The 19,970-nt window shown below is 45.8% G+C and carries 12 protein-coding genes; 5 read left to right on the forward strand and 7 right to left on the reverse strand.

All coding sequences use genetic code 11. The features are described from left to right. The first annotated feature begins 91 nt into the window (after positions 1 to 91). Positions 92 to 535 (forward strand): cupin domain-containing protein, encoded by a 444-nt coding sequence (locus tag KOE27_RS10575; protein ID WP_215238855.1) that lies wholly within the window; start codon positions 92 to 94, stop codon positions 533 to 535. A gap of 98 nt (positions 536 to 633) precedes the next feature. Here the strand turns inward: KOE27_RS10575 and KOE27_RS10580 are convergent, their stop codons facing one another. The 7 genes from KOE27_RS10580 to KOE27_RS10610 all read right to left on the reverse strand — a co-directional run bounded on the left by KOE27_RS10580 (position 634) and on the right by KOE27_RS10610 (position 12,873). Then, the gene (locus KOE27_RS10580) at positions 634 to 1,635 is read right to left on the reverse strand and encodes a DUF6807 domain-containing protein (protein ID WP_215241575.1); all 1,002 of its coding nucleotides are present in this window, start codon (positions 1,633 to 1,635) and stop codon (positions 634 to 636) included. A gap of 133 nt (positions 1,636 to 1,768) precedes the next feature. Next, positions 1,769 to 3,109 (reverse strand): Gfo/Idh/MocA family protein, encoded by a 1,341-nt coding sequence (locus tag KOE27_RS10585; protein ID WP_215238856.1) that lies wholly within the window; start codon positions 3,107 to 3,109, stop codon positions 1,769 to 1,771. Positions 3,110 to 3,157: 48 nt separating this feature from the next. Next, positions 3,158 to 4,525 carry a 3-keto-disaccharide hydrolase gene (locus tag KOE27_RS10590; RefSeq protein WP_215238857.1) on the reverse strand — a complete coding sequence of 456 codons (1,368 nt, stop codon included), beginning with the start codon at positions 4,523 to 4,525 and terminating at the stop codon, positions 3,158 to 3,160. A gap of 296 nt (positions 4,526 to 4,821) precedes the next feature. Next, complete coding sequence (locus KOE27_RS10595; protein WP_215238858.1) at positions 4,822 to 6,486, reverse strand: RagB/SusD family nutrient uptake outer membrane protein; 1,665 nt, start codon at positions 6,484 to 6,486, stop codon at positions 4,822 to 4,824. Between the two features lie 40 nt (positions 6,487 to 6,526). Next, on the reverse strand, positions 6,527 to 9,706 hold the full coding sequence (locus KOE27_RS10600; protein WP_229252735.1) for a SusC/RagA family TonB-linked outer membrane protein: 3,180 nt from the start codon (positions 9,704 to 9,706) through the stop codon (positions 6,527 to 6,529). Between the two features lie 666 nt (positions 9,707 to 10,372). After that, on the reverse strand, positions 10,373 to 12,286 hold the full coding sequence (locus KOE27_RS10605) for a heparinase II/III domain-containing protein (RefSeq protein WP_215238859.1): 1,914 nt from the start codon (positions 12,284 to 12,286) through the stop codon (positions 10,373 to 10,375). 203 nt (positions 12,287 to 12,489) lie between these two features. Next, complete coding sequence (locus tag KOE27_RS10610; protein WP_229252736.1) at positions 12,490 to 12,873, reverse strand: hypothetical protein; 384 nt, start codon at positions 12,871 to 12,873, stop codon at positions 12,490 to 12,492. 254 nt (positions 12,874 to 13,127) lie between these two features. Here KOE27_RS10610 and KOE27_RS10615 point away from each other — a divergent pair, with 254 nt between their 5' ends. From KOE27_RS10615 to KOE27_RS10630, 4 genes are all read left to right on the forward strand, one after another. Beyond that, positions 13,128 to 13,841 carry an MBL fold metallo-hydrolase gene (locus tag KOE27_RS10615; RefSeq protein WP_215238860.1) on the forward strand — a complete coding sequence of 238 codons (714 nt, stop codon included), beginning with the start codon at positions 13,128 to 13,130 and terminating at the stop codon, positions 13,839 to 13,841. 298 nt (positions 13,842 to 14,139) lie between these two features. Beyond that, positions 14,140 to 16,776 (forward strand): alanine--tRNA ligase, encoded by a 2,637-nt coding sequence (gene alaS / locus KOE27_RS10620; protein WP_215238861.1) that lies wholly within the window; start codon positions 14,140 to 14,142, stop codon positions 16,774 to 16,776. A gap of 297 nt (positions 16,777 to 17,073) precedes the next feature. Continuing rightward, positions 17,074 to 18,318 carry a hypothetical protein gene (locus KOE27_RS10625; RefSeq protein ID WP_215238862.1) on the forward strand — a complete coding sequence of 415 codons (1,245 nt, stop codon included), beginning with the start codon at positions 17,074 to 17,076 and terminating at the stop codon, positions 18,316 to 18,318. A 209-nt stretch (positions 18,319 to 18,527) separates the two neighbouring features. Further along, on the forward strand, positions 18,528 to 19,895 hold the full coding sequence (locus KOE27_RS10630) for a thioredoxin fold domain-containing protein (protein WP_215238863.1): 1,368 nt from the start codon (positions 18,528 to 18,530) through the stop codon (positions 19,893 to 19,895). The last annotated feature ends 75 nt before the right edge of the window (positions 19,896 to 19,970 follow it).

Genomic DNA, 19,970 nt, shown 5'->3' on the forward strand with positions numbered 1-19,970 from the left:
ATTATATTTTCAGGAATAGTTAAATTTTGTCCAGGTAAACTAATAAAACACCTGTCTTTTATCTTCAAATATTTAAACCTAACTACAAAAAATGATCACGAAAAGAGACCTGCTGGTTGCCTCAGTCACCATGAGCCTGACGATCACAGCAATATTAGCACATTCAAAGGTAAACGTGATGGACTCTGCAATATTTGAATGGGGTGATGCCGAAATAAAAATTACAAAAACCGGCGCTGTACGAACATTTTTCCGCTCGCAGACCACCACATTGGATGAACTGGAATGCCACGTTACCACGCTCAACCCGGGAGAAACCTCCCATCCGCCCCATAAACATCCGGAAGAAGAGGTCATTATTATCAAAGAAGGTACGGTAGAAGCCCTTGTAAACGGACAGATGAAACGTGTGGGGCCGGGTTCAGTGATATTTCAGGCCTCCAACCAGATGCATGCCATCCGGAATGCGGGTAGCACACCAACCACCTATCATGTATTCAGCTGGCATTCCCCAGGAACAAAAATCAAAAAGTAGTTAATGGAAAGGCGCCTCGGAAAAGCATAAGCCTCTAAAATATTCAAGGGCCGCAAAACAGATTCGCGGCCCTTGAATATTTCCTCTTACGGTGCTTCCTATTTTGTTTTAGCGAAATCTGCCGCCAGCGTATTCAGGGCTTCGTCCTTCAAATGTTCCGATGCCACTACCACCCTGTAACGGAAAGTGGTGGATTCCCCATTTTTCAGTTTGAAATTCAATACTTCTTTCCCACCGCTGAATGCTTTCTGCCCCAGTGGATTAACCGCAAACAAACCATATCCTCTTGAATGCCAGTAGGATGGATACCCTACATTTTTAGGGTGGTCAATAATGGCAATGCTGATATCCTCATTTTTGATCTTACCCGTCAGGTTACACCACACGGCTCTTTTGGCCCAGGTGGCCTCTCCTTCTATTCCATTGCTATTCCTGTAATTCCCTGTAATGCCTTCATTGTTCAGTTGGGGAACCTTGGTAGCAATACCGCTGGCATCTGTGAAGATTTCCGGCTTGTTGGAAGGCAGTTCCAATTCCCTGGCTACCCGAATGGCAAACATACCATCTTTAATATCCGGCATGGCCACATCGCCATTAACTGCCGTCAGTGTAGTAGAGCGGTCCACCATGCGGGTATCTCCCTTGCCACTGAAGGTATAAACCGTTGTTTCCTTGAGTGTCAGCTTACCGTCCTTATCAATCCAGTCGGCGGTAACGGTCAGTTCACCTTTATTTTTACCGCTTTTTATCGATTTAATTCCTGTGTGTACGATCGTACCATAAGCCCGCTTGGCATGATCAACCGAATTGGAGTTATTCCAGTAGTCATTACCGTTAACATCCTCATAGTTAAGCCATATCCCCACGTGATGAGGGTGGTCTACCCTTTCTCCCGGACGGGGGTTTAATGGCCACCCTCTTGTCACAACAGTACCTTTGGCGGTCATCACCGGATACAGAACTGCTTTTTTCAATACATCCTCTCCCGGATAGTAGTAGGAAGTGAACGGTTTCCCGTCAATATTGACCTCAACTTTCTTTTCTTTTTCGTTTTTGATCAAATCCACCTTCTGGGCCTGAACCAAAGTTGTCACGGCCATCAGCGAAAAAGCGGCGAGGCATCTGCCTGTATTTTTCAGATTCACTTGCTTGTTTGTTTATATTATAGACGGGAAATTGGTTTGGGTCCCGCTTAAAATTCTGTAAAATCTCCCACGGAACCCAAACTTAAAATCAGCTCAGCAGAATTTCCTTTTTCTTAGGATCCCAGCTCACGCGCTTACCAGTATGCAAAGCCTGTGTGGCCATCATGTTTGCCACGGAATGGTTAAATCCAACCCTGGCCGGAGCGTTGGTCTCCTTACGGCTGCGGATACATTCCATCCAGTTACGCATGTGCAGAGATGTCATCGGGTCGGAGCCTGTGTTGGCATCGGTTGCAATCTTGTCACCCGACTTCAGCGACATTTCCGGCAACAGGTTGGCCTTCATGCCCATTCCTTTGGCATCTTTTTCCTTCAAGCCACCTTCTGAGGTGATTTTATTGGTATCCAGGTTAATCATACCACCGTTGGAATAATAGTACTCTTTCACTCCGCCTGCTTCGTTGTTAAAACGGGAAGAGTAAATTACCTGAAAACCTTTTGTTTTATCATCAAAAGGACCATATTCAAAGGCCGCGCTGAAAGTATCCGCATTGGTACGCCCATCTTTCCATGTATACACACCGCCATTGGCAACCACATTGCGAGGTGCATCCAGTCCCGAGAACCAGTGTACGGTATCGATCTGGTGCGCCATCCACTGGCCTGGAATACCTGAGGAGTAAGGATAGAAAAGACGGAACTCAAGATAAAAGCGAGGATTCCATGCCACTTTGGGTCGGTTCATCAAAAAACGGTCCCAGTCGGTATCCTCTTTTCTGATCTGCTCCACAAGCTCCTTACGTCTCCAACGGCCTGGCTGGTTGACGTTCCAGGTCATTTCAACGGTGGTAATATCACCAAATTTACCTGATTTAATATACTCATAAGCGGCATGATAATTGGGAGCGCTGCGGCGCTGTGAACCCACCTGTACGATCTGCTTGGAACTTTCTACCGCTTTGAGAGCTGCCTTTGCATCTGCCAGAGACTCTGCAAAAGGTTTTTCAACATACACATCCCGACCTGATTTTACAGCTTCTGCACAATGTAATGCATGTTGAAAATCAGCAGTACTGATAATCACTGCATCCACATCTTTCCGTGCCAGCAATTCCTCATTGTTTCGCGCCTTTATGAATTCGCTTCCGGTCCAGCCTTTGCCTTTCATAAATTTCTCGGCTTCGTCGCGACGGCGGTTCCACAAGTCGGAAACCCCCATAAACTCAAAATTCATTTCCTTGGCATGTTCCGAAAAACTGGGAGCCAAAGAGCTGCGGAAACGATCTGAGAAACCGATGATACCTACCCGAACCCTGTCATTGGCACCTAAGATCCTGCGATAGCTGGAAGCGCTGAAAGCGTTCGAGCCAACTGCCGCTCCTGCAACGGCCAGCCCGGCACTCTTTATGAAATCTCTTCTGGTTGTCATGATTTAGAAGCTAATTGTTAAATAAATAATGTTTGTATTATTTGATTGCTAATTGGTTTTTACTTTCAGGTTGCGGTAAAATACCTGGTCTCCATGATCCTGCAAAAGCAGATTTCCCTCTTTACTCAATCCAAAGTTTTCATGTTTGGCATATTTTGATCTGGCCACCAGTGCTTTATAAATCGCTCCGCCCCGCTTGTACTCTACTACTTTCTGACTGTTTAAAAAATGCTGAACAGTACCATCCGCATGCACAACAATTCTTCCCTTGTTCCATTCTCCAATCTTATGGATCGCGTTCGAAGGTTTTTCAGCCGGAATGAGATCGTACAATGAAGCCAGCGTACGGTTTCCTACCACACCCATTTTAGCATCCGGATGTTTCTCGTCGTCCAGTATCTGATACTCCAGCCCCAGGCCTGACTTTCCCTCCGAATTAAGTCCTTCGTTTACGAAGTATTTAACGCCACTGTTTGCTCCTTCCGTCAGTTTAAAATCAAACTGAAATTCGAAAGACGGGCCATATTTTTGTTTTGAAACAATGTCATTTCCTGTCTCCGAACCGTCCGACTTGGAAACAGTTATCGTCTCGTCTTTCACAGACCATCTTTTAGGCGGAAATTCCTGGCTGTTGTATCCGCGCCAGTGGTCCGCTGATTTTCCGTCAAACAATGACACCCACCCCTCTCTTTTTTCATCTGCGTCAAGATCATTTACAAGAAAATTTTCAATGCGGATATCAGAAGGTGCACTGGGCTTTAAGTCCGTTGTTTTGATCCTCACATTCTTCCATTTTACCTGCGTCCCCTCCCTGTCTTTGTTTTTACCAATACCATGCACCTGCAGACATATAAATCCTTTAAGTGTCAAATCATCAATGATATAGGCCACAGGCACATCATTGACGAATGTACGGATGTGGCTTCCGATTGCTTCCACACGGTACTTATTCCACTGTCCCTTTTTAAAGGCTCTTCCGCCTGCCGGATTCAGATCTCCGGAGTATAACCAGCCACGGCGCGATTCATCATAGATCCCGCCTGACCACGCCCTGTCGGAGGGGTCAATTTCCATCTGATAACCATGTACCCTACCCTCTTTATATTCAGGTATGGAAAGGCTTCTGAACTGAATTCCCGAATTGAGCTTGTTGTCGACCATTACGTCGCATTCAAAAATAAAATCGCCGTAATCCTTTTCGGTTGTAAGGAAAGAATTGGGTGTGTCAGCTACGGAGGTACCTACAATGGCACCGTCCTTCACTTCATATTTTGCTTTTCCATTCAGCTGTTTCCAACCGGAAAGGTCTTTCCCGTTGAAAAGATACTGCCAGCCATCCTTTGATTTTTGTGCATAGAGGTCGGATACTAGTGTTGAGATAAAGAAGAATACCAGATAAATCAGTCGCTTATTCATTCGTTTATATTTTTTAAATCAATCGTTCAACACTATAACGATATCTATGTAGGTATACCCTTACAAAGCCGTTTGAGACTATTTTGACTACTGTAATTTAATCTCTTTCCATTGCAGAAAAATTGCCCTGCCGGGCCTGTCTTCCGTCACACAAATTAAGTACTGCCTATCCTCGTAATCCGGCTAATTTCGGTTCAAAAGATCCGCCGTTTCATTTTATACTGAATACCATAAGACAAAAAAGTCCCGTTGCCAGGACTCTTTTGTCTTATAAATTAATCTGATTAGAAATATTTTTAATACCCAGGATTCTGCGGGAATGATGCAGAGCCTCCGTCCGTACGGTCAATCTGAGTTTGAGGAATAGGACGAACCAGATGTTTTGCTGCAACATTGGGAGCCGCCTGCGGGTTGTACAACTTCACTTTTTCCACCAGATTACCCCAACGCTTAAGATCCATCCATCGTGTCTGTTCTCCGAGAAGCTCTCTTCCGCGCTCTTCCATCACCATTTCCATAGTCATATCTGCTTCTTTTATTTCCATCGCAGCTTCTTTTCCCGGCCAGGCAGCTCTGCGGCGCACGGCGTTAAGCGCAGTAGTTGCTTCAGTTTTCTTGCCCATCAGCAACTGGGCCTCCGCCAGCATCAGATAGGTCTCGGCCAGGCGGAAGCACATATAGTCACGGCTACCGGGCTCGTAGGTTTTATCCGGACGAAGCGGGTCAAGAAATTTCTTCAAAGTTGGAAAAAGAGCTTCGTTGTAGGCACTGGGAACCAAAACCTGATACGGTTTCTTGGCACGTTCTGCCATTGTCATTTCGTAACCGGGGATAAAAATGGCGGTATCGCCTGCTTTAAACGTTACCGTCGGTTTGGATTTGTCCCAGTCTCCGGTGTTATAAGTACCTGGCTTGTTGCTCAACCATGTATCCTTAAAGGTCTTTTTGTATCGGGAATCGTTCACCCTATCTTTGAAAACAGTTTCCAGACAGTAGGCAGTAGGGCGTAGCCTTTTAAAAGGACGACCGTTCAGGACGTCTCTTTCCATGCCCGCCTGCACGTCGTATTGCATTCCAAAATAAAGGTGAAGGCTGTTCCCTGACCCATTGGTGAGTGCATCCGTAGTATATTGGACCGCAAAAACCACTTCATCGTGTTTTTGATTTGCCTGATCAAAAACGCTGGCAAAGTCAGGAAGTAATTTAAAACCGTAGTTATTGATCACATTGGATGCATAGCTGGCTGCTTTGCTGTAATCATCGGCTGCTTTGTTGGCTGAGTTCCCTTTGGTGAGATACACCTTTGAAAGCAAATGCTCCGCAGCTGCTTTGGTTGCCCGTCCATAGTCGGTCGCTTTTCCTTTATTTTCCAGATCAGGAAGTGCTGCCTCCAGATCCTGAATAATGGCCTTATACATGTCCGCGTCGGTTGCCCTGGCGGTAGCCTTGGTAGGAACAAGGGTTTCGGTCAGCCTCAGATCCACACCGCCGAACTGCTGAAACAGGATAAAATAATAATGCGCCCTGAGAAATTTCATTTCGGCAACCCGCTGTTTTTTCACTGCGTCGGACACATCCGCCGCTGACGATCTCTCAATAACCGCGTTACAGGTATTGATCCCTTTGTAAAGTTCATCCCACACCTGTGCCAGATAATCAACCGTTGGCTGTAACTGCGCATCGTAGAAGTGGAAACCTTTGTACCCCCCATCGGCACCGGTGGCGTATAAGTCGGTACCGTACTCGGTCATGGTGAGCCCTTGCTGCGTACCATAGTAAATCCTGAGCGAGGAATAGGCTGCCTTCGCCGCATCTTCAAAACCTTTCGGGGTATTGATATAGTCATTGCCTATATTGGAGATCACATCCTCATCCAGCAGGTCGTTACAGGCTTGTCCGCCCAGTAGCAGTGCCAATACGCCGATGGTCTTAATTGATTTTAATATATATCTGTTAGCCATTGTCTTACGAATTAATTTTAAAAGAATTCCACCCTGTTTCCTAGAACTTAACATTTAGCCCCACTGTAATCACCCGGGTAGCAGGAGTAACATTCCCGCCAACGGATGCGCTATTGTTTCCACCTGTCGGGCTTGTGGAGGACTCTGGATCAACACCATTGTATTTTGACCGGTATTTTGACCATATCTTTGGCTGCTGAATACTTGAAAAAATCCTTAAAGATTCAAGCCCAAGGCGCTGGGTAAATTTGTTGGTAAATGTATACCCGAAATTAACATTACGGAGTTTGACAAAAGAGCCGTCATAGTAAATGATAGCGGTGTTGTTAACCGGAAATTCCTGATCCTTGTTGGGCTGCGGAAATTCGTTTGTCGGGTTATTGGGTGTCCAGTAATCTACGTACATCTGCTGGTAACGTCCTGCAAGTGCATTGTTGTTCTGGTGAAAACCACTGATGATTTTCTGCCCGATACGTGCGTAGAAAAAGAACGAAAGGTCAATCCCCTTGTAATTGAATCGGTTGGTAATACCACCACTCCAGTCGGGAATATCTGATCCCAGTTTTACGCGGTCATCCGCATTGATCTTTCCATCTCCGTTCTGATCTTTCACTTTGATCTGCCCAACTCTGCTGCCATAGGCCTTTGCCTGATCTGCTTCATTGGTCTGCCAGATACCTTCTTTCTGATAGTCGAAATACTCGGACAGCGGTGAGCCTATGAACCATTTGTTCCCAAGATCATCCTTTGCACCGTTATACAATGAAATAATCGCCTCGGTATTTTTAGTGAAAGTGAAATCTGTTGTCCATTTGAATCCACCTTTGCTGTTAACGTTAATAGTGCTGACACCAAGCTCAATACCCCTGTTCCTTGTTTCACCTACGTTCCGGGTCACTGCGTTAAATCCGATAGATCCGGGCAATTGGTCCGACAAAAGCAGATCCGTTGTGTTGGTTTGATATACTTCCAATGAGCCTTGCACCCTTCCTTTGAAAAGGCTAAAGTCCAATCCGATATTGGTTGAAGCGGATGATTCCCATTTAAGATCTGGGTTCCCGATGGTGCTGGGACGGTAACCATAAGCTGGGTTACTGTCCCACGCATAGATGGTACGGCCCAGTAATCCTTGAGTTTGATAAGGAGCTACACCCTGGTTTCCAACAACACCGTAGCTAACCCTTAATTTCAAGAGATCAAGCCAGTTAACACCCTTCAGGAAATTTTCGTTTGACATGTTCCAGCCCAAAGCGATCCCTGGAAAGTTTCCATACTTGGTGTTTTCACCGAAACGGCTTGAACCATCCCGGCGGACTGTAACCGTAAGCAGATATTTATCGTTATAATCATAATTAATACGGGCCATAAAGGAGTTTAATGTCCAGGGAATCAAAACACTCCCTACCCCCAGAACGGCGCTGGCATTGCCAACGTTATAAAATTGCTGTGTTTCGGCCGGTACCCCCTGCACGGAAATGGTATTGGCCTCAAAATTCTCCCGCTGAACCGAGTGAAGGGCCGTAATCCCCAGATTGTGACTTGTGCCAAACGTTTTGTTGTAAGTCACGATGTTTTCAAGTGTCCAGTTGAAACCGAACTGATTGAATATAGCTGCCTGAGGATCACCACCTTTACGCGCGTTGGTCTGCGAACCTATAAAACGTCCGCCTCTTTCGATGGCAAAGTCAGGTCCGAAGTTGACACGATATTTGAGGCCATCCAGAATTTTAACTTCAGTATAAAGGCTATTGAGAATTCTATACTTTTTGCGTTCATCCACCTGCGCGCCCGGTACAATTTCAAAAAGCGGATTGGTTAACAAAGCGTCATTGGTTTGGGCAAAAATTGGTTTTCCGTTGTCGTCATACGCCTTGCCCAATGGGTTCTGGTTGAGCGTAAAAGAATACGGGTTTAAGTCTGCACCGTTGCGGATGGAATACATCATGTAGGATGAAATTCCAACTTTAATTCTTTTATTGATATTATGATCAATATTGGCTCTTAATGACATCCTGGTAAAATCCAGACCCGCCGAGATTCCTTTATCTTTAAAATAGCTGCCCGAAATATAAAACTGCGTTTTTTCGTTACCCCCCTGCACCCCAAGCGAATGGTTCTGCTGAAACCCTTTTCTGAGGATCATAGACTGGTAATCGGTTGTCCGGTTGTTCTTGATCCCGTCGAGCTCCACCGCCTCAAATAGTTTTGAATCGGCAAAGGCATTACTCTGCCCGCTGGGTACCGGATTTCCGTTTTCGTCTTTATATGTGCTTCCCGTCACGATCCCACGGCGAGATTCGCGGATATATTCCGCAAACTCCGCACCGGTAAAAAGCCTGATTTTATCGAGTGCCTCCGTTACTCCCACATAGTTGTCATAACTAATGGTAGTTTTGCCCTTGGTTGATTCACCGCGTTTGGTAGTAACCAACACCACGCCATTGGCTCCTCTGGCTCCGTAAATGGCCGTTGCTGTAGCATCCTTCAGGATTTCCATGGATGCAACATCATTGGGATTTATGTCTTCAAACCCACCGGAGGTGAAATCGAACGGACGGCTGGACATCAGCTCGTTACGATCCCCGGCAAGAGGTATCCCATCTACCACATATAGCGGATTGTTACCTGCGTTGAAGGATCTGCGTCCCCTGATCAAGACTTTAGGCACCGTGCCAGGCTTACTTCCCGACTGCGCCACATCTACACCAGCTACACGCCCCTGCATGGCCTGGCCAATGTTTGTGATCGGCATTTCACTGATCTGCTTTGTTGAAACAGAAGAAATGGCTCCGGTCAACTGGCTTTTTTTCTGGCTTCCGTAACCCACCACTACAACTTCGGTCAGCGTCTTCTGATCAACGGACAAATTAATATTCACAACATTTCTGTTGCCAACCACTATTTCCTGCGTAATAAAACCTACTGCCGAGAAAACCAGCACCGATGCACCGTCGGTAATGTCTATCTTGTACCTCCCGTCCACGTCGGTATTGGTACCGGCTCTGGTACCTTTCACAATAACAGAAACGCCCGGAATAGGGCTATTGTCTTCGGAAGACAAAACCTGTCCGGTCACAACTTTTTCCACGCCCTGTGTAATTTTCCGCTCTGTTGTTTTCCTGAATTCAATGGATGCATATGCGGTGGTTTGCAAACCGAGCAAGCCGGCAAAAGTGCCTCCACATACAATCATCCATACATGGGTATAGCTTCTTTTCATTTGTAGGATTGGTTTGTTTTTAAATAGTTAAGTTGGTTATGCACTGTAATCATTCTGACTGAAAGGCCGGGTATTGCTCCGTTGAGAAATGTCCCTGTGAAGGGCCGAGCTTATGATGTCTGTCAGACACTTAATAGATGTTGTACAAAACATATAATTCTAATTTTTGTACAGATAATCCAATTTACTCCGACAGCATGAGATTAAAGATTCGGCAAGGATAATGGAAGCGAAGTTTGAATTTTATTTGTGCAATCGTTATCGGGAACGTTGCCAACATTGGGTATATCGAATAATTTTTAGGAAATTATTAATAGATAAATCAAATTGAAGTCAAAAGCAATTCAGCGTGTTTCAATCAAATTTTGTACTTATCTAATATTAATTTCTAAAAACCAACGCAAATACCTGACACAGGGAGACTAAAAATGAAAATAAGTAACTATCAGCCAACACTTTAAATCCTGGCTAAAAAAAGCAGATAAGAAAGTATCTCCCTAGCTGCTTTCAGCCCTTTTGGCTTTCTTTTAAAAATTAAAATCCCCCTTTCTCAGCTATATGTTCTATTCTCCTATGCTTGAATTTTATAGAAAAAGCGGCCTTATCAATTGGTTTATAGAAGACCCGTGTCCGACAGGCACATGCTCTTGATCATCAGCCTGAAATCTATTTTTTCCCTGGCCACTCGGCCAGCCTGGCAACAGGTTTCAGCCCTGCTTCGGTTGCGGAAAAATAGGCGTTAAAGGTTTGGGATGTACCTGCGGGAATTTCCGTTTCGAACCCGGTAAGATACGTCCCAGGATTAGGTGCATCATAATCGTGGGTAGGCTCGGTGGACCACGTTTTCAGCGTGATCTTCGCATGGGTATCAAAAATAAGATACATTTTTTTCCCGTTCTGGGTCAGTTCAATTTTTTTATCACTCACAAAGCGGACCGCTGCTGGCGTGAGCAGCGTCCATCTTAATGTAACATTTTTGTCAGGAGCCTTCACTTCATCCCTGATCACCACATACTGGCTGTTCTCGATCGTTATACCTCTTTTAGCAGAAGCCAGCTGCCCTTCATAAATCGTGGAAAGATCCGACGTCACCGTCATTTGCTTTGGACTTTCCGACCAGCTGTCTATTTTGGAATATCCTTTCACGCGTTGCAGTGCACCATCCACAGTGAGGGTATTGTGGACCAGATTATTGTACCGGAATATCTGCCAGCGCTGAGCATCCTGTCCTTTGCCGAAAACGTCCACTCCTTTGCTTTCCATTGAATTGTAGTTCTGCATACCAAAGTCCATCGCCCATCTTTCCCCAAGCGCATCCAGTACAAAAGACCCGGCATCCATATGCGCATGGTTAACGGAGGGAGACCCTGCTTTGAAACCCACAAAAATGGCATTAGGATTTGTCCAGGAGGTACGCATAAGGCCTACGGGACTATGCCCCTGCCCTACCCACACGTGGTTTTTAGGAGGCTGTATTTTCGAAAAATCTGTGTGAATTCCCCAGATGAGCACGGCAGGCAGTATCCTGTTACCAACATTGGATTTACCAGACAGCATGAATTCTTCCTGGCCATATAATAATGAAGGATCTTTGGTTCTGTCAGCAAACCAAAAGGCTGTGGGATTGAGTTCGGTTTTCAGGCCGCTGTCTCCCCAGTTATGGACCATACCCAGTGGGCCCACCATGTTTTGGACGAAGCCCGCTGTTTTGAGAAACCCTGGCATAGAGGATAACCCAAAATCCGTTCCCAGAGATTTTTCCAGGGCGCTGATGAACAAAACATTAAAACCCGTCCCATAATCCCAGTAACTATATCCCTCAGGATAAGCACCGTCCGGACGGAAAGAAGCCAGCATGGCTTTCGGTATTGTTTCAATTCCTCTTCTGATAACACTGTCCGCCAGCTGTGGTTTATCCTCTGCAATGGCCAGGGCACCAAAAGCCATTCCTGCATTGCAAACCTGATTCCAGTTATGTTCAGACCCCAGAAACCCATTGTATTTTTTATCAAAAGACGGCTCAATTCCTTTGGTAATGATCGCTTCGCGTATCTGCAATCGAGCCTGGGCCGACAAATTTGCGTAAAGCCAGTCGTACCCGATCGCCATGGCGAGGGTCATCTCCGCAACATCCAGAAAGTGAGAGGGATTCCAGTCCGAAAAAGCTGCAACGGCAAGCATTTCTTTCTCCGCCCTGTGAAGATATTTTTCCTCCCGCGTCATTCTGAAAGCATAGGACAACTGAAACACCCGGCGCAAGCATTCACGGGATTTGTCGAGCAGCCTCCTTCCTATTTTAATATGCTCCACCGGCGGCAGGCCCATCATCCTGTCACATTCGGCCAGTATTGCTTCGTGCACCGTACGCCACTCCTTCCTGGTTTTTACCTGCCGGGCTATCACCTTCTCCTCATCCCGTAACAGCAGCAGGCGCGGGTGTCCCGGAACGAGGCTGGCCAGTATATTCACCGGCAACTTGGTTTTGGCGGTATCCTGTTGCGCAAATATTTTTGGACTAAAAAATAAAGAGAGGCTCGCCAGCCAAACCATACGGAGAGAAGTACTGAATTTGAAGGTCATATCTGTGTTTCTTATCGTTACCACCACATATGTCAACCGAATAAGTCTAAGTAACTCACGGTATTGTAAAAACTACGCGCTGGTTTGTTTCTACTTGCTAATGCCGGGAGTGAAAGGCGGGAAGAAAAAAGAAATATCGGGAGAATCAGAAAGGAGCCGTCACAACGAAGACATGCTATCCGTAACCACCAGAAAGCAGGGGATCACTTTGAAATAGAATAATAAAACAGAAGTAAAATGGCCATCACTGAAATGGCCCCTATGATGACCGCACTCAGCTTGCCCTTACCCGACAGAATTCCGGATGATGTCTGCCCACGGTCACGCTCAGACATCATTTCCAGTGAACTCATGATCCTTCCCCATAGCGAGTTGACCTCGCTTCCTGAAAGTGCATCCGGTTTCCAGTCGGAAGCAATAAAAACCAATTCTTTCGCTTTGTCAACCGTCTCTTTCATTGATGGATTTTTCAAGATCCAGCCTTCCCAAAACGTCCTTATGGCCGGGTCGTCGGGAAACCGGACCCACCTGATAAACAGCTTTTCCATCGCAAGCTCCTCGGCCGAATACTCGGAATAGGGTTTCATTTAAGGCGTATTAAAAGGTTACTTCGTATCCTGACCGGCCGAAAATTCTGGCAGTTGCACCTTCCTCCTTTCCGACCGGATTTGATAAAAAAAGATAGCCATCTTCCGATTATACTCTTGCCTCTGAAAATTCGGCCAGCAAAAAAAACCGCGATACCCCCAGATGAAAATAATTGAAGAACTGGCAGCGGGCCATAGCCTGGCCAGACGTATTTTGGGTACTGTTTTTATCAATCGTAACTAAATTTTGGCCCATGCAGATACTAAAAGGATTATTTCAGGTAGGTGGTGATATTAACGGAATTACCTTTGACCAGCTCGGAGCACTTTGGAACGACGGTAATTCTTACGTGTTAAAAACAGATCAGGGGCTGATCTTGTTTGACTGCGGCTGCGGTGATACCCTGGAACAGATTTTCGACAATATGCGCTACTGGGATTTATCTCCGGACGACATAACCCATTGCATATTAACACATCCGCATTACGACCACGCCGGTGCAGGACATATCCTCTCTGCCAGAGGAGTCAAATTTATATCCATCGGTGAAACCGCTGATGCGGTATCTTCCGGGGACGACCGCTGTTGCGGATACCTTTATCACAAAATCTTTAAGCCATTCCGGGTAGACCAGTTGGTTACCGATGGCGAAACATTGCATCTGGCAGGTATTGATTTTCAGGTCATGCACCTTCCGGGTCACAGCATGGGCTGCACGGCCTACCTTTTCAACTGGGACGGAAAACGGGTGGTGGTCAGTGGGGACGTTATAGGTACCCTGCTGGTAGGTGATTTTGGCTGGGATGGTTCCATTGATTTTGACAAAAAAATATATACCCAGTCCCTGCTGAAATTTTCAAAGGTGGATACGGATATCATGTTACCCGGCCACGGACTCATTTATTTCCATAAACCCAGGTTCCGCGTAGAAGAAGCACTTAATTCGGCGCTGATGCAGTGGAGATAGCAATTCCTGCAATCCTGGCAGGGCTTATTGATTGTGAACGTATTTTATGCCTTCATAATCAATAAGCTACTGAAAATAAATCCTACACTGTTTACATGAAATTTTGCTGATGCTGTCTGAGCAAGCCTGAGAGCCTGACAGGTTGGCGCCAATCTGATTTTTATTCCTGATGAACTCCCAGGAAAAGCGGAGACAATCTTAATCCCGACACATTTTTTCACTACCTTTGCGGGAATTTTTCATGATACGAATCTGGTAACAATACCGGATTTCTGAGCTAAAATCGCAAATCTTTTTTATGACCTCGCAGCAAATACGCCAGGCATTTCTGGACTTTTTTAAAAGTAAGGAGCACCTCATCGTTCCGTCAGCACCGCTGGTAGCTAAAAACGACCCTACCCTGATGTTCAACAATTCGGGAATGGCGCAGTTTAAAGACTTTTTCCTTGGAAATGGTACCCCGCCAGCCAGACGGATTGCCGATACACAAAAATGTTTGCGCGTTTCGGGAAAGCACAACGACCTTGAAGATGTAGGCTTTGATACCTATCACCATACCATGTTTGAAATGCTGGGAAACTGGTCTTTCGGTGATTATTTCAAGAAAGAAGCCATTACATGGGCCTGGGAGCTGCTTACTGAGGTGTATAAACTTCCGAAAGATCGCCTGTACGTATCTGTTTTTGAGGGAGATTCAAAAGATAATGTGCCGTTTGACCAGGAAGCCTGGGATCTGTGGAAACCGATTGTGGGCGAAGACCGTATCATTCTCGGAAATAAAAAAGACAATTTCTGGGAAATGGGGGATACCGGCCCTTGTGGCCCGTGTTCCGAAATCCATATCGACTTGCGTCCCCAGGCAGATGTTGACCAGGTTTCGGGCAAATCGCTGGTGAACAATGATCACCCGCAGGTGGTAGAAATATGGAATCTGGTATTTATGCAGTTTGAGCGTAAGGCAGACGGCTCCCTGGTTGCCCTGCCTGCAACACACGTGGATACCGGGATGGGATTTGAAAGGCTTTGTATGGCCGTCCAGAACAAAACGTCCAACTACGATACCGACGTTTTCCAGCATACCATTGGCGTTCTGGCTAAGTTATCGGGAAAAGTGTATGGCAATGAAATTTACGCGGATATCGCCATGCGCGTGATAGCTGACCACATCCGCGCCGTTGCCTTCGCCATTACCGACGGCCAGCTGCCCTCGAATGTAAAAGCAGGATATGTGATCCGCCGCATCCTGCGCAGAGCCGTTCGCTATGGCTACTCTTACCTGGGCTTGCAGGAACCGTTTTTCCATCAACTGGTTCCGGTGCTGGCCGAGCAATTCAAGGATGTTTTCAGTGAGCTTAAAAATCAGGAAGAATTTGTTACCAAAGTGATTCTTGAGGAAGAAAAAAGCTTCCTGCGCACCCTGGAGTCCGGACTGAAACGCCTGGACAATATCACTACCTCGCTGAAGGCAAAAGGTATCAATGTCATTGAAGGAAACGAAGTATTTGAACTGAGTGATACCTTCGGTTTTCCGGTTGACCTTACCGCGCTTATTGCCCGGGAAAAAGGTCTTCAGATTGACGAGGCTGGTTTTCAGCACGCTCTGGCAGAACAGAAAAAACGCTCCCGCCAGGATGCAGCCAAGGAAGCCACGGACTGGATCGAACTGCGTGAATCTGATGGGGTGGAATTCCTCGGTTACGACTTTGAGGAAACCCACAGCCACATTGTAAAATACAGAAAAGTAAAAACCAAAGCAGGTGAAGAGTACCACATCGTGTTGGACCGTACCCCTTTTTACGCCGAAATGGGTGGCCAGGTGGGTGATACCGGAACGCTCGAACTGGCAGATGGCCGGAAAGTTACCATTGCAGATACCAAAAAGGAGAACGATCTTTTTGTCCATATCTCAAAAGACAAAAACCTGGACGGCATCCTTCAGAATTCGGGTGTGGTAAGGGCAAAGATTGATGCCGCCAGAAGACATAAGATTAAAGCGAACCACAGCGCCACGCACCTGATGCTGTCGTCAATGCGGGAAGTGCTGGGTACACACATCGGGCAAAAAGGGTCGTATCTGAACGATGAAATACTACGTTTTGACTTTTCTCATTTTGCGAAGGTAACAGATGAGGAACTTCAGAAAATCGAGGATATTGTCAATACAAAAATCCGTGAAAATATTCCCTTAAAAGTCATGACCAACGTACCCATTCAGGAAGCGATAGCAATGGGTGCAACGGCAACTTTTGGTGAAAAATATGGTGATTTCGTTAGGGTGGTAATATTTGACCCTTCGTTTTCATTTGAGCTTTGCGGCGGTACACATATCCCTTCGACAGGTGAAATAGGACTATTCAAGTTTACTTCGGAAGGTTCGGTTTCTGCTGGCGTACGGCGGGTGGAAGCGGTAACGGGAGAAAAAGCACTCGAGCTGATGCGCAGCCAGGAAGAAACATTGAATAAACTCAAAGAGCTTCTCAAAAGCCCGGCCGATCTGCTGAAAACTGTTGAGAACCTTCTGGAAGAAAAAAATACGCTTCAGAAAAAAGTGGCTTCTCTGGAAAACGAAAAGATACGAACACTGAAAACCAGCCTGCTGGAAAAGGTTAAAAAGTATCAGGCTTTTAATATGGTGATCGAAAAAGTTGAAGTTCCTGCGGCAGAATCCCTTAAACAACTGTCTTATGAACTGAAAGATCAGGTAGATAATCTGATTGCCGTATTCGGAGCCGAAGTAAATGGCAAACCGCAGTTATCGGTTTACATTGCCGAAAACCTCGTACGGGACGCCGATCTGAATGCTGGCAAGATCGTAAAAGAACTGGCCAGAGAAATCAAAGGCGGTGGCGGCGGACAGCCTTTCTTTGCAACCGCCGGCGGTTCTGATCTTAGCGGCCTTGGCGCAGCACTGGAAAAGGCGAAGGGATACTTCTGAAACATTTTTTTTTAAGTATCTCCAGAGATTACCGAAAGTCCTGGAAATTGTCGCAAGTGGCAATTTTCAGGACTTTTTTAATCTTAAATAAGTGTCTGCCGGTGTGATCAATACGTTTGGCGCAACGTACCAAACGTTACTGCTATACCCACTTGCGAAATGCCTGCAGGCTGGTATAACTTCTCAGCTCCAGTCCATCTTAAAAAAAATATGTCCTGAATTTGGATATTAATTTTTTAAATAATTTACTTTGTAACACAAAGTACTTTTAAATCACTTAAATTAATCTGCTGTTTTATGAAAGATGAAATCCTGTCAAACCTTGACAACCCCGGACAGCTTGAAAGATTGTATCGCACGGACAAACAGACTTTTAGGCGTGCATTTAAGACACTGTACCCCGAAATACAGGACAGCCCGCTTGCAGGCTTCTGGCATGCCAGGCTAAACCTCGCCCAGGAAGAGATATCCTGGGGCAGCGCCAAAGATCTTACTTATGTAATCGGAGCTTCTATACTGGTGGCCTTCATCGCAAAACTACCTGTCATGTTTGACCTGAATACTGACTTCTTTTTTAGCAGGAATATCGGCTTTATTGTCTTCCCGGTATTGTCGGCATACTTTGCCTGGAAAAACAAGCTTTCGGTAGCAACAATTGCCTTCATGGCGGTGGTAATGCTGGCGGCTCTGGTTTTCATCAACACACTCCCCGATCAAAAGGGCAGTGATACTTTAGTTTTATCCTGCATTCACCTGGTGTTGTTTCTATGGGCGATATTAGGTTTTGCATTTGTCGGTAGCAAGGGAAATAATGTCGAGAAACGGCTGGGTTATCTAAAGTATAACGGTGACCTGGTCGTGATGACTACCCTGATTCTGATCTCCGGCGGGATCATGACCGGTCTCACCATTAATCTTTTCAGCCTTATCGGTTTTCAGATAGAAAAATTTTATTTCGAATACATTGTGATCTCCGGACTCTCTGCCGCACCTATCGTAGGTACTTACCTCACCCAAACCAATCCGCAGCTGGTAGGTAAAGTTTCGCCGGTGATTGCCCGAATATTCAGCCCCCTGGTACTTGTGATGCTGGCAACCTACCTGGTGGCAATCATTTACGCCCGCAAAGACCCTTACAACGACAGGGAATTTCTATTGATTTTCAACGGTTTACTGGTCGGTGTGATGGCCATCATTTTCTTTTCCATCGCCGAAACCTCCCGAACAGCTAAAAGCAGGCTGACAACCGGCATTCTTTTTTCGTTATCCGTTCTGACGATTATAGTCAATGGTATTGCACTGTCTGCCATTTTGTTCAGGATTTCGGAATGGGGGGTTACGCCCAACAGGGCAGCAGTACTGGGAGGCAACGTATTGATCCTGATTAATCTGCTGCTCGTAACCTGGCAACTTTTCAGAGTATTGTCCAAAAAAACGAGTATCACAGAAGTTGGAAAAACCATCGCATACTACCTTCCCGTTTACATCCTCTGGAGTATTATTGTGGTGTTTCTATTTCCACTGATCTTTGGTTTTAGGTAAACCGGACAGAGCTGGCATTCCAGCGGGCAGTAACGGATGCGGGTAATAGTGAACGGGTTAAAAGTATGAACCTTTCGAAATACATGCTGCCGATCGTTAGCATGTATTTCTATCAGCTTATATTCTGAGCAGGTAACGAACTGAATATCGGCATAACATTACTGTATTAAATTTCAGTTACATTTGAAAAAACTACCATCCACCTGACCATGAAAACAGCTATCTCCCTGATACTGTTACTGCTTACAGTACCAGCATTTTGTCAAATCAACTTTGTCAGAAAATCTACATGGGAAGAGGTATCTCAGCTCGCCCAGGCAGAAAAAAAACTAATTTTCATACAACTGGACGACAGCGGTTGCAACCGTTGCATCGAAATTACCACAGAAGCCTTTACTTCTATTGATCTGAAGGAAATCTTCGGGCGGAATTTTATTTCAGTAAGGGTGAATATGGAGACCGAAGAAGGACGTAAGCTGGGAGAAAAGTTTGAGATAAAAAAGGGGCCGGTATCTCTTTTTGCCGATGCCCATGGTAACGTGTTGAACAGGTACACCGGTGCTGCCAGTGCACCCTTCATTTATACCGAACAAGCTGACATTGCATTAAAGAGAAGGACAGGGAAGCAGTTAAGTGATTATGTAAAGGAATATAAAAGTGGTGTCAGAACACCGAAATTCCTGGAAGAATATATTGTTAAGCGCAGCCAGGCGGGCTTATCTGTGACCGAACTTCTGGAGATATATACCGGCGCACTTCCACTGGACTCACTGAGTAGTTTCAGGGTGGTGAAATTTATTTATCTGCATGGCCCTTCATTGGATAGCAAAGTGTATAAAGCCATCCAGGCGGTAACTCCACAGAAGATGATCGACAGTATGTACAAAACAGCTCCCTACCAGGAAGCCGTGGCGATGAATAACGCTATCATTTCCGCCTCCATGCAAAAGGCGGTACAGAAAAAAGACCGTGAACTAGCAGGCCAGACCGGCTATTTTATCATGCGGACCTACTCGCCGGACTTTTGGCAGGGAAGGATTGCCAGCCAGCGAAATATGCTTCGGTTTCTGTACGAAATGAAGGATACCACCCAGTACATCACTGAGGCAACACAATTTCTTGATCACACACACATGCACCTGACCGCGGATTCGCTGAAACGCATGGATGCCAGGCTTATGAATCCAGCCAAAGCCCCCGCAGGCACGAAAGCAAAACATCCTGGTATGCCGATAATCCCCCAGTCTCAGTTTTTTCATATGGACCTGAATGAACATGCCTGGCATGTTTTTGAAATGTCGTCCAAAATAGATGATCTCGAAAGAGCACTGAAATGGTCCTATCAATCACAGGAATTTTTTAATACACTTTACAAAAATACCACCCATCCTATGCGGCTTGGGAACCCGGCCTACATCGATACGTATGCCCAGCTCCTGTACAAACTCGGGAGAAAGGAGGAAGCAATAGAATGGCAGACCAAGGCAGTGGAGGCTCAAAAAGTGGCGGGGGGTACCTCCCACGAGTCCTTCGAAACAACACTTGAGAAAATGAAAGACGGAACGCTGCTGAAATAACCGTTCCAAATTTTACTTCGGCAGCATACAAAAAGGGGGTGTTCCGAAACTTTCCGGAACACCCCCTTTTACCAT

This window comes from Dyadobacter sp. CECT 9275 (assembly GCF_907164905.1).
GTDB classification, from domain to species: domain Bacteria; phylum Bacteroidota; class Bacteroidia; order Cytophagales; family Spirosomataceae; genus Dyadobacter; species Dyadobacter helix.

What these genes read in the sequence shown, in the direction of transcription:
- KOE27_RS10585 (WP_215238856.1), bottom strand. Translation starts at nt 3,109, where the DNA reads ATGACAACCAGAAGAGATTTCATAAAGAGTGCCGGGCTGGCCGTTGCA.
- KOE27_RS10630 (WP_215238863.1), top strand. Translation starts at nt 18,528, where the DNA reads ATGAAAACAGCTATCTCCCTGATACTGTTACTGCTTACAGTACCAGCA.
- alaS (WP_215238861.1), top strand. Translation starts at nt 14,140, where the DNA reads ATGACCTCGCAGCAAATACGCCAGGCATTTCTGGACTTTTTTAAAAGT.
- KOE27_RS10625 (WP_215238862.1), top strand. Translation starts at nt 17,074, where the DNA reads ATGAAAGATGAAATCCTGTCAAACCTTGACAACCCCGGACAGCTTGAA.
- KOE27_RS10610 (WP_229252736.1), bottom strand. Translation starts at nt 12,873, where the DNA reads ATGAAACCCTATTCCGAGTATTCGGCCGAGGAGCTTGCGATGGAAAAG.
- KOE27_RS10595 (WP_215238858.1), bottom strand. Translation starts at nt 6,486, where the DNA reads ATGGCTAACAGATATATATTAAAATCAATTAAGACCATCGGCGTATTG.
- KOE27_RS10600 (WP_229252735.1), bottom strand. Translation starts at nt 9,706, where the DNA reads ATGAAAAGAAGCTATACCCATGTATGGATGATTGTATGTGGAGGCACT.
- KOE27_RS10580 (WP_215241575.1), bottom strand. Translation starts at nt 1,635, where the DNA reads ATGGCCGTGACAACTTTGGTTCAGGCCCAGAAGGTGGATTTGATCAAA.
- KOE27_RS10590 (WP_215238857.1), bottom strand. Translation starts at nt 4,525, where the DNA reads ATGAATAAGCGACTGATTTATCTGGTATTCTTCTTTATCTCAACACTA.
- KOE27_RS10575 (WP_215238855.1), top strand. Translation starts at nt 92, where the DNA reads ATGATCACGAAAAGAGACCTGCTGGTTGCCTCAGTCACCATGAGCCTG.
- KOE27_RS10605 (WP_215238859.1), bottom strand. Translation starts at nt 12,286, where the DNA reads ATGACCTTCAAATTCAGTACTTCTCTCCGTATGGTTTGGCTGGCGAGC.
- KOE27_RS10615 (WP_215238860.1), top strand. Translation starts at nt 13,128, where the DNA reads ATGCAGATACTAAAAGGATTATTTCAGGTAGGTGGTGATATTAACGGA.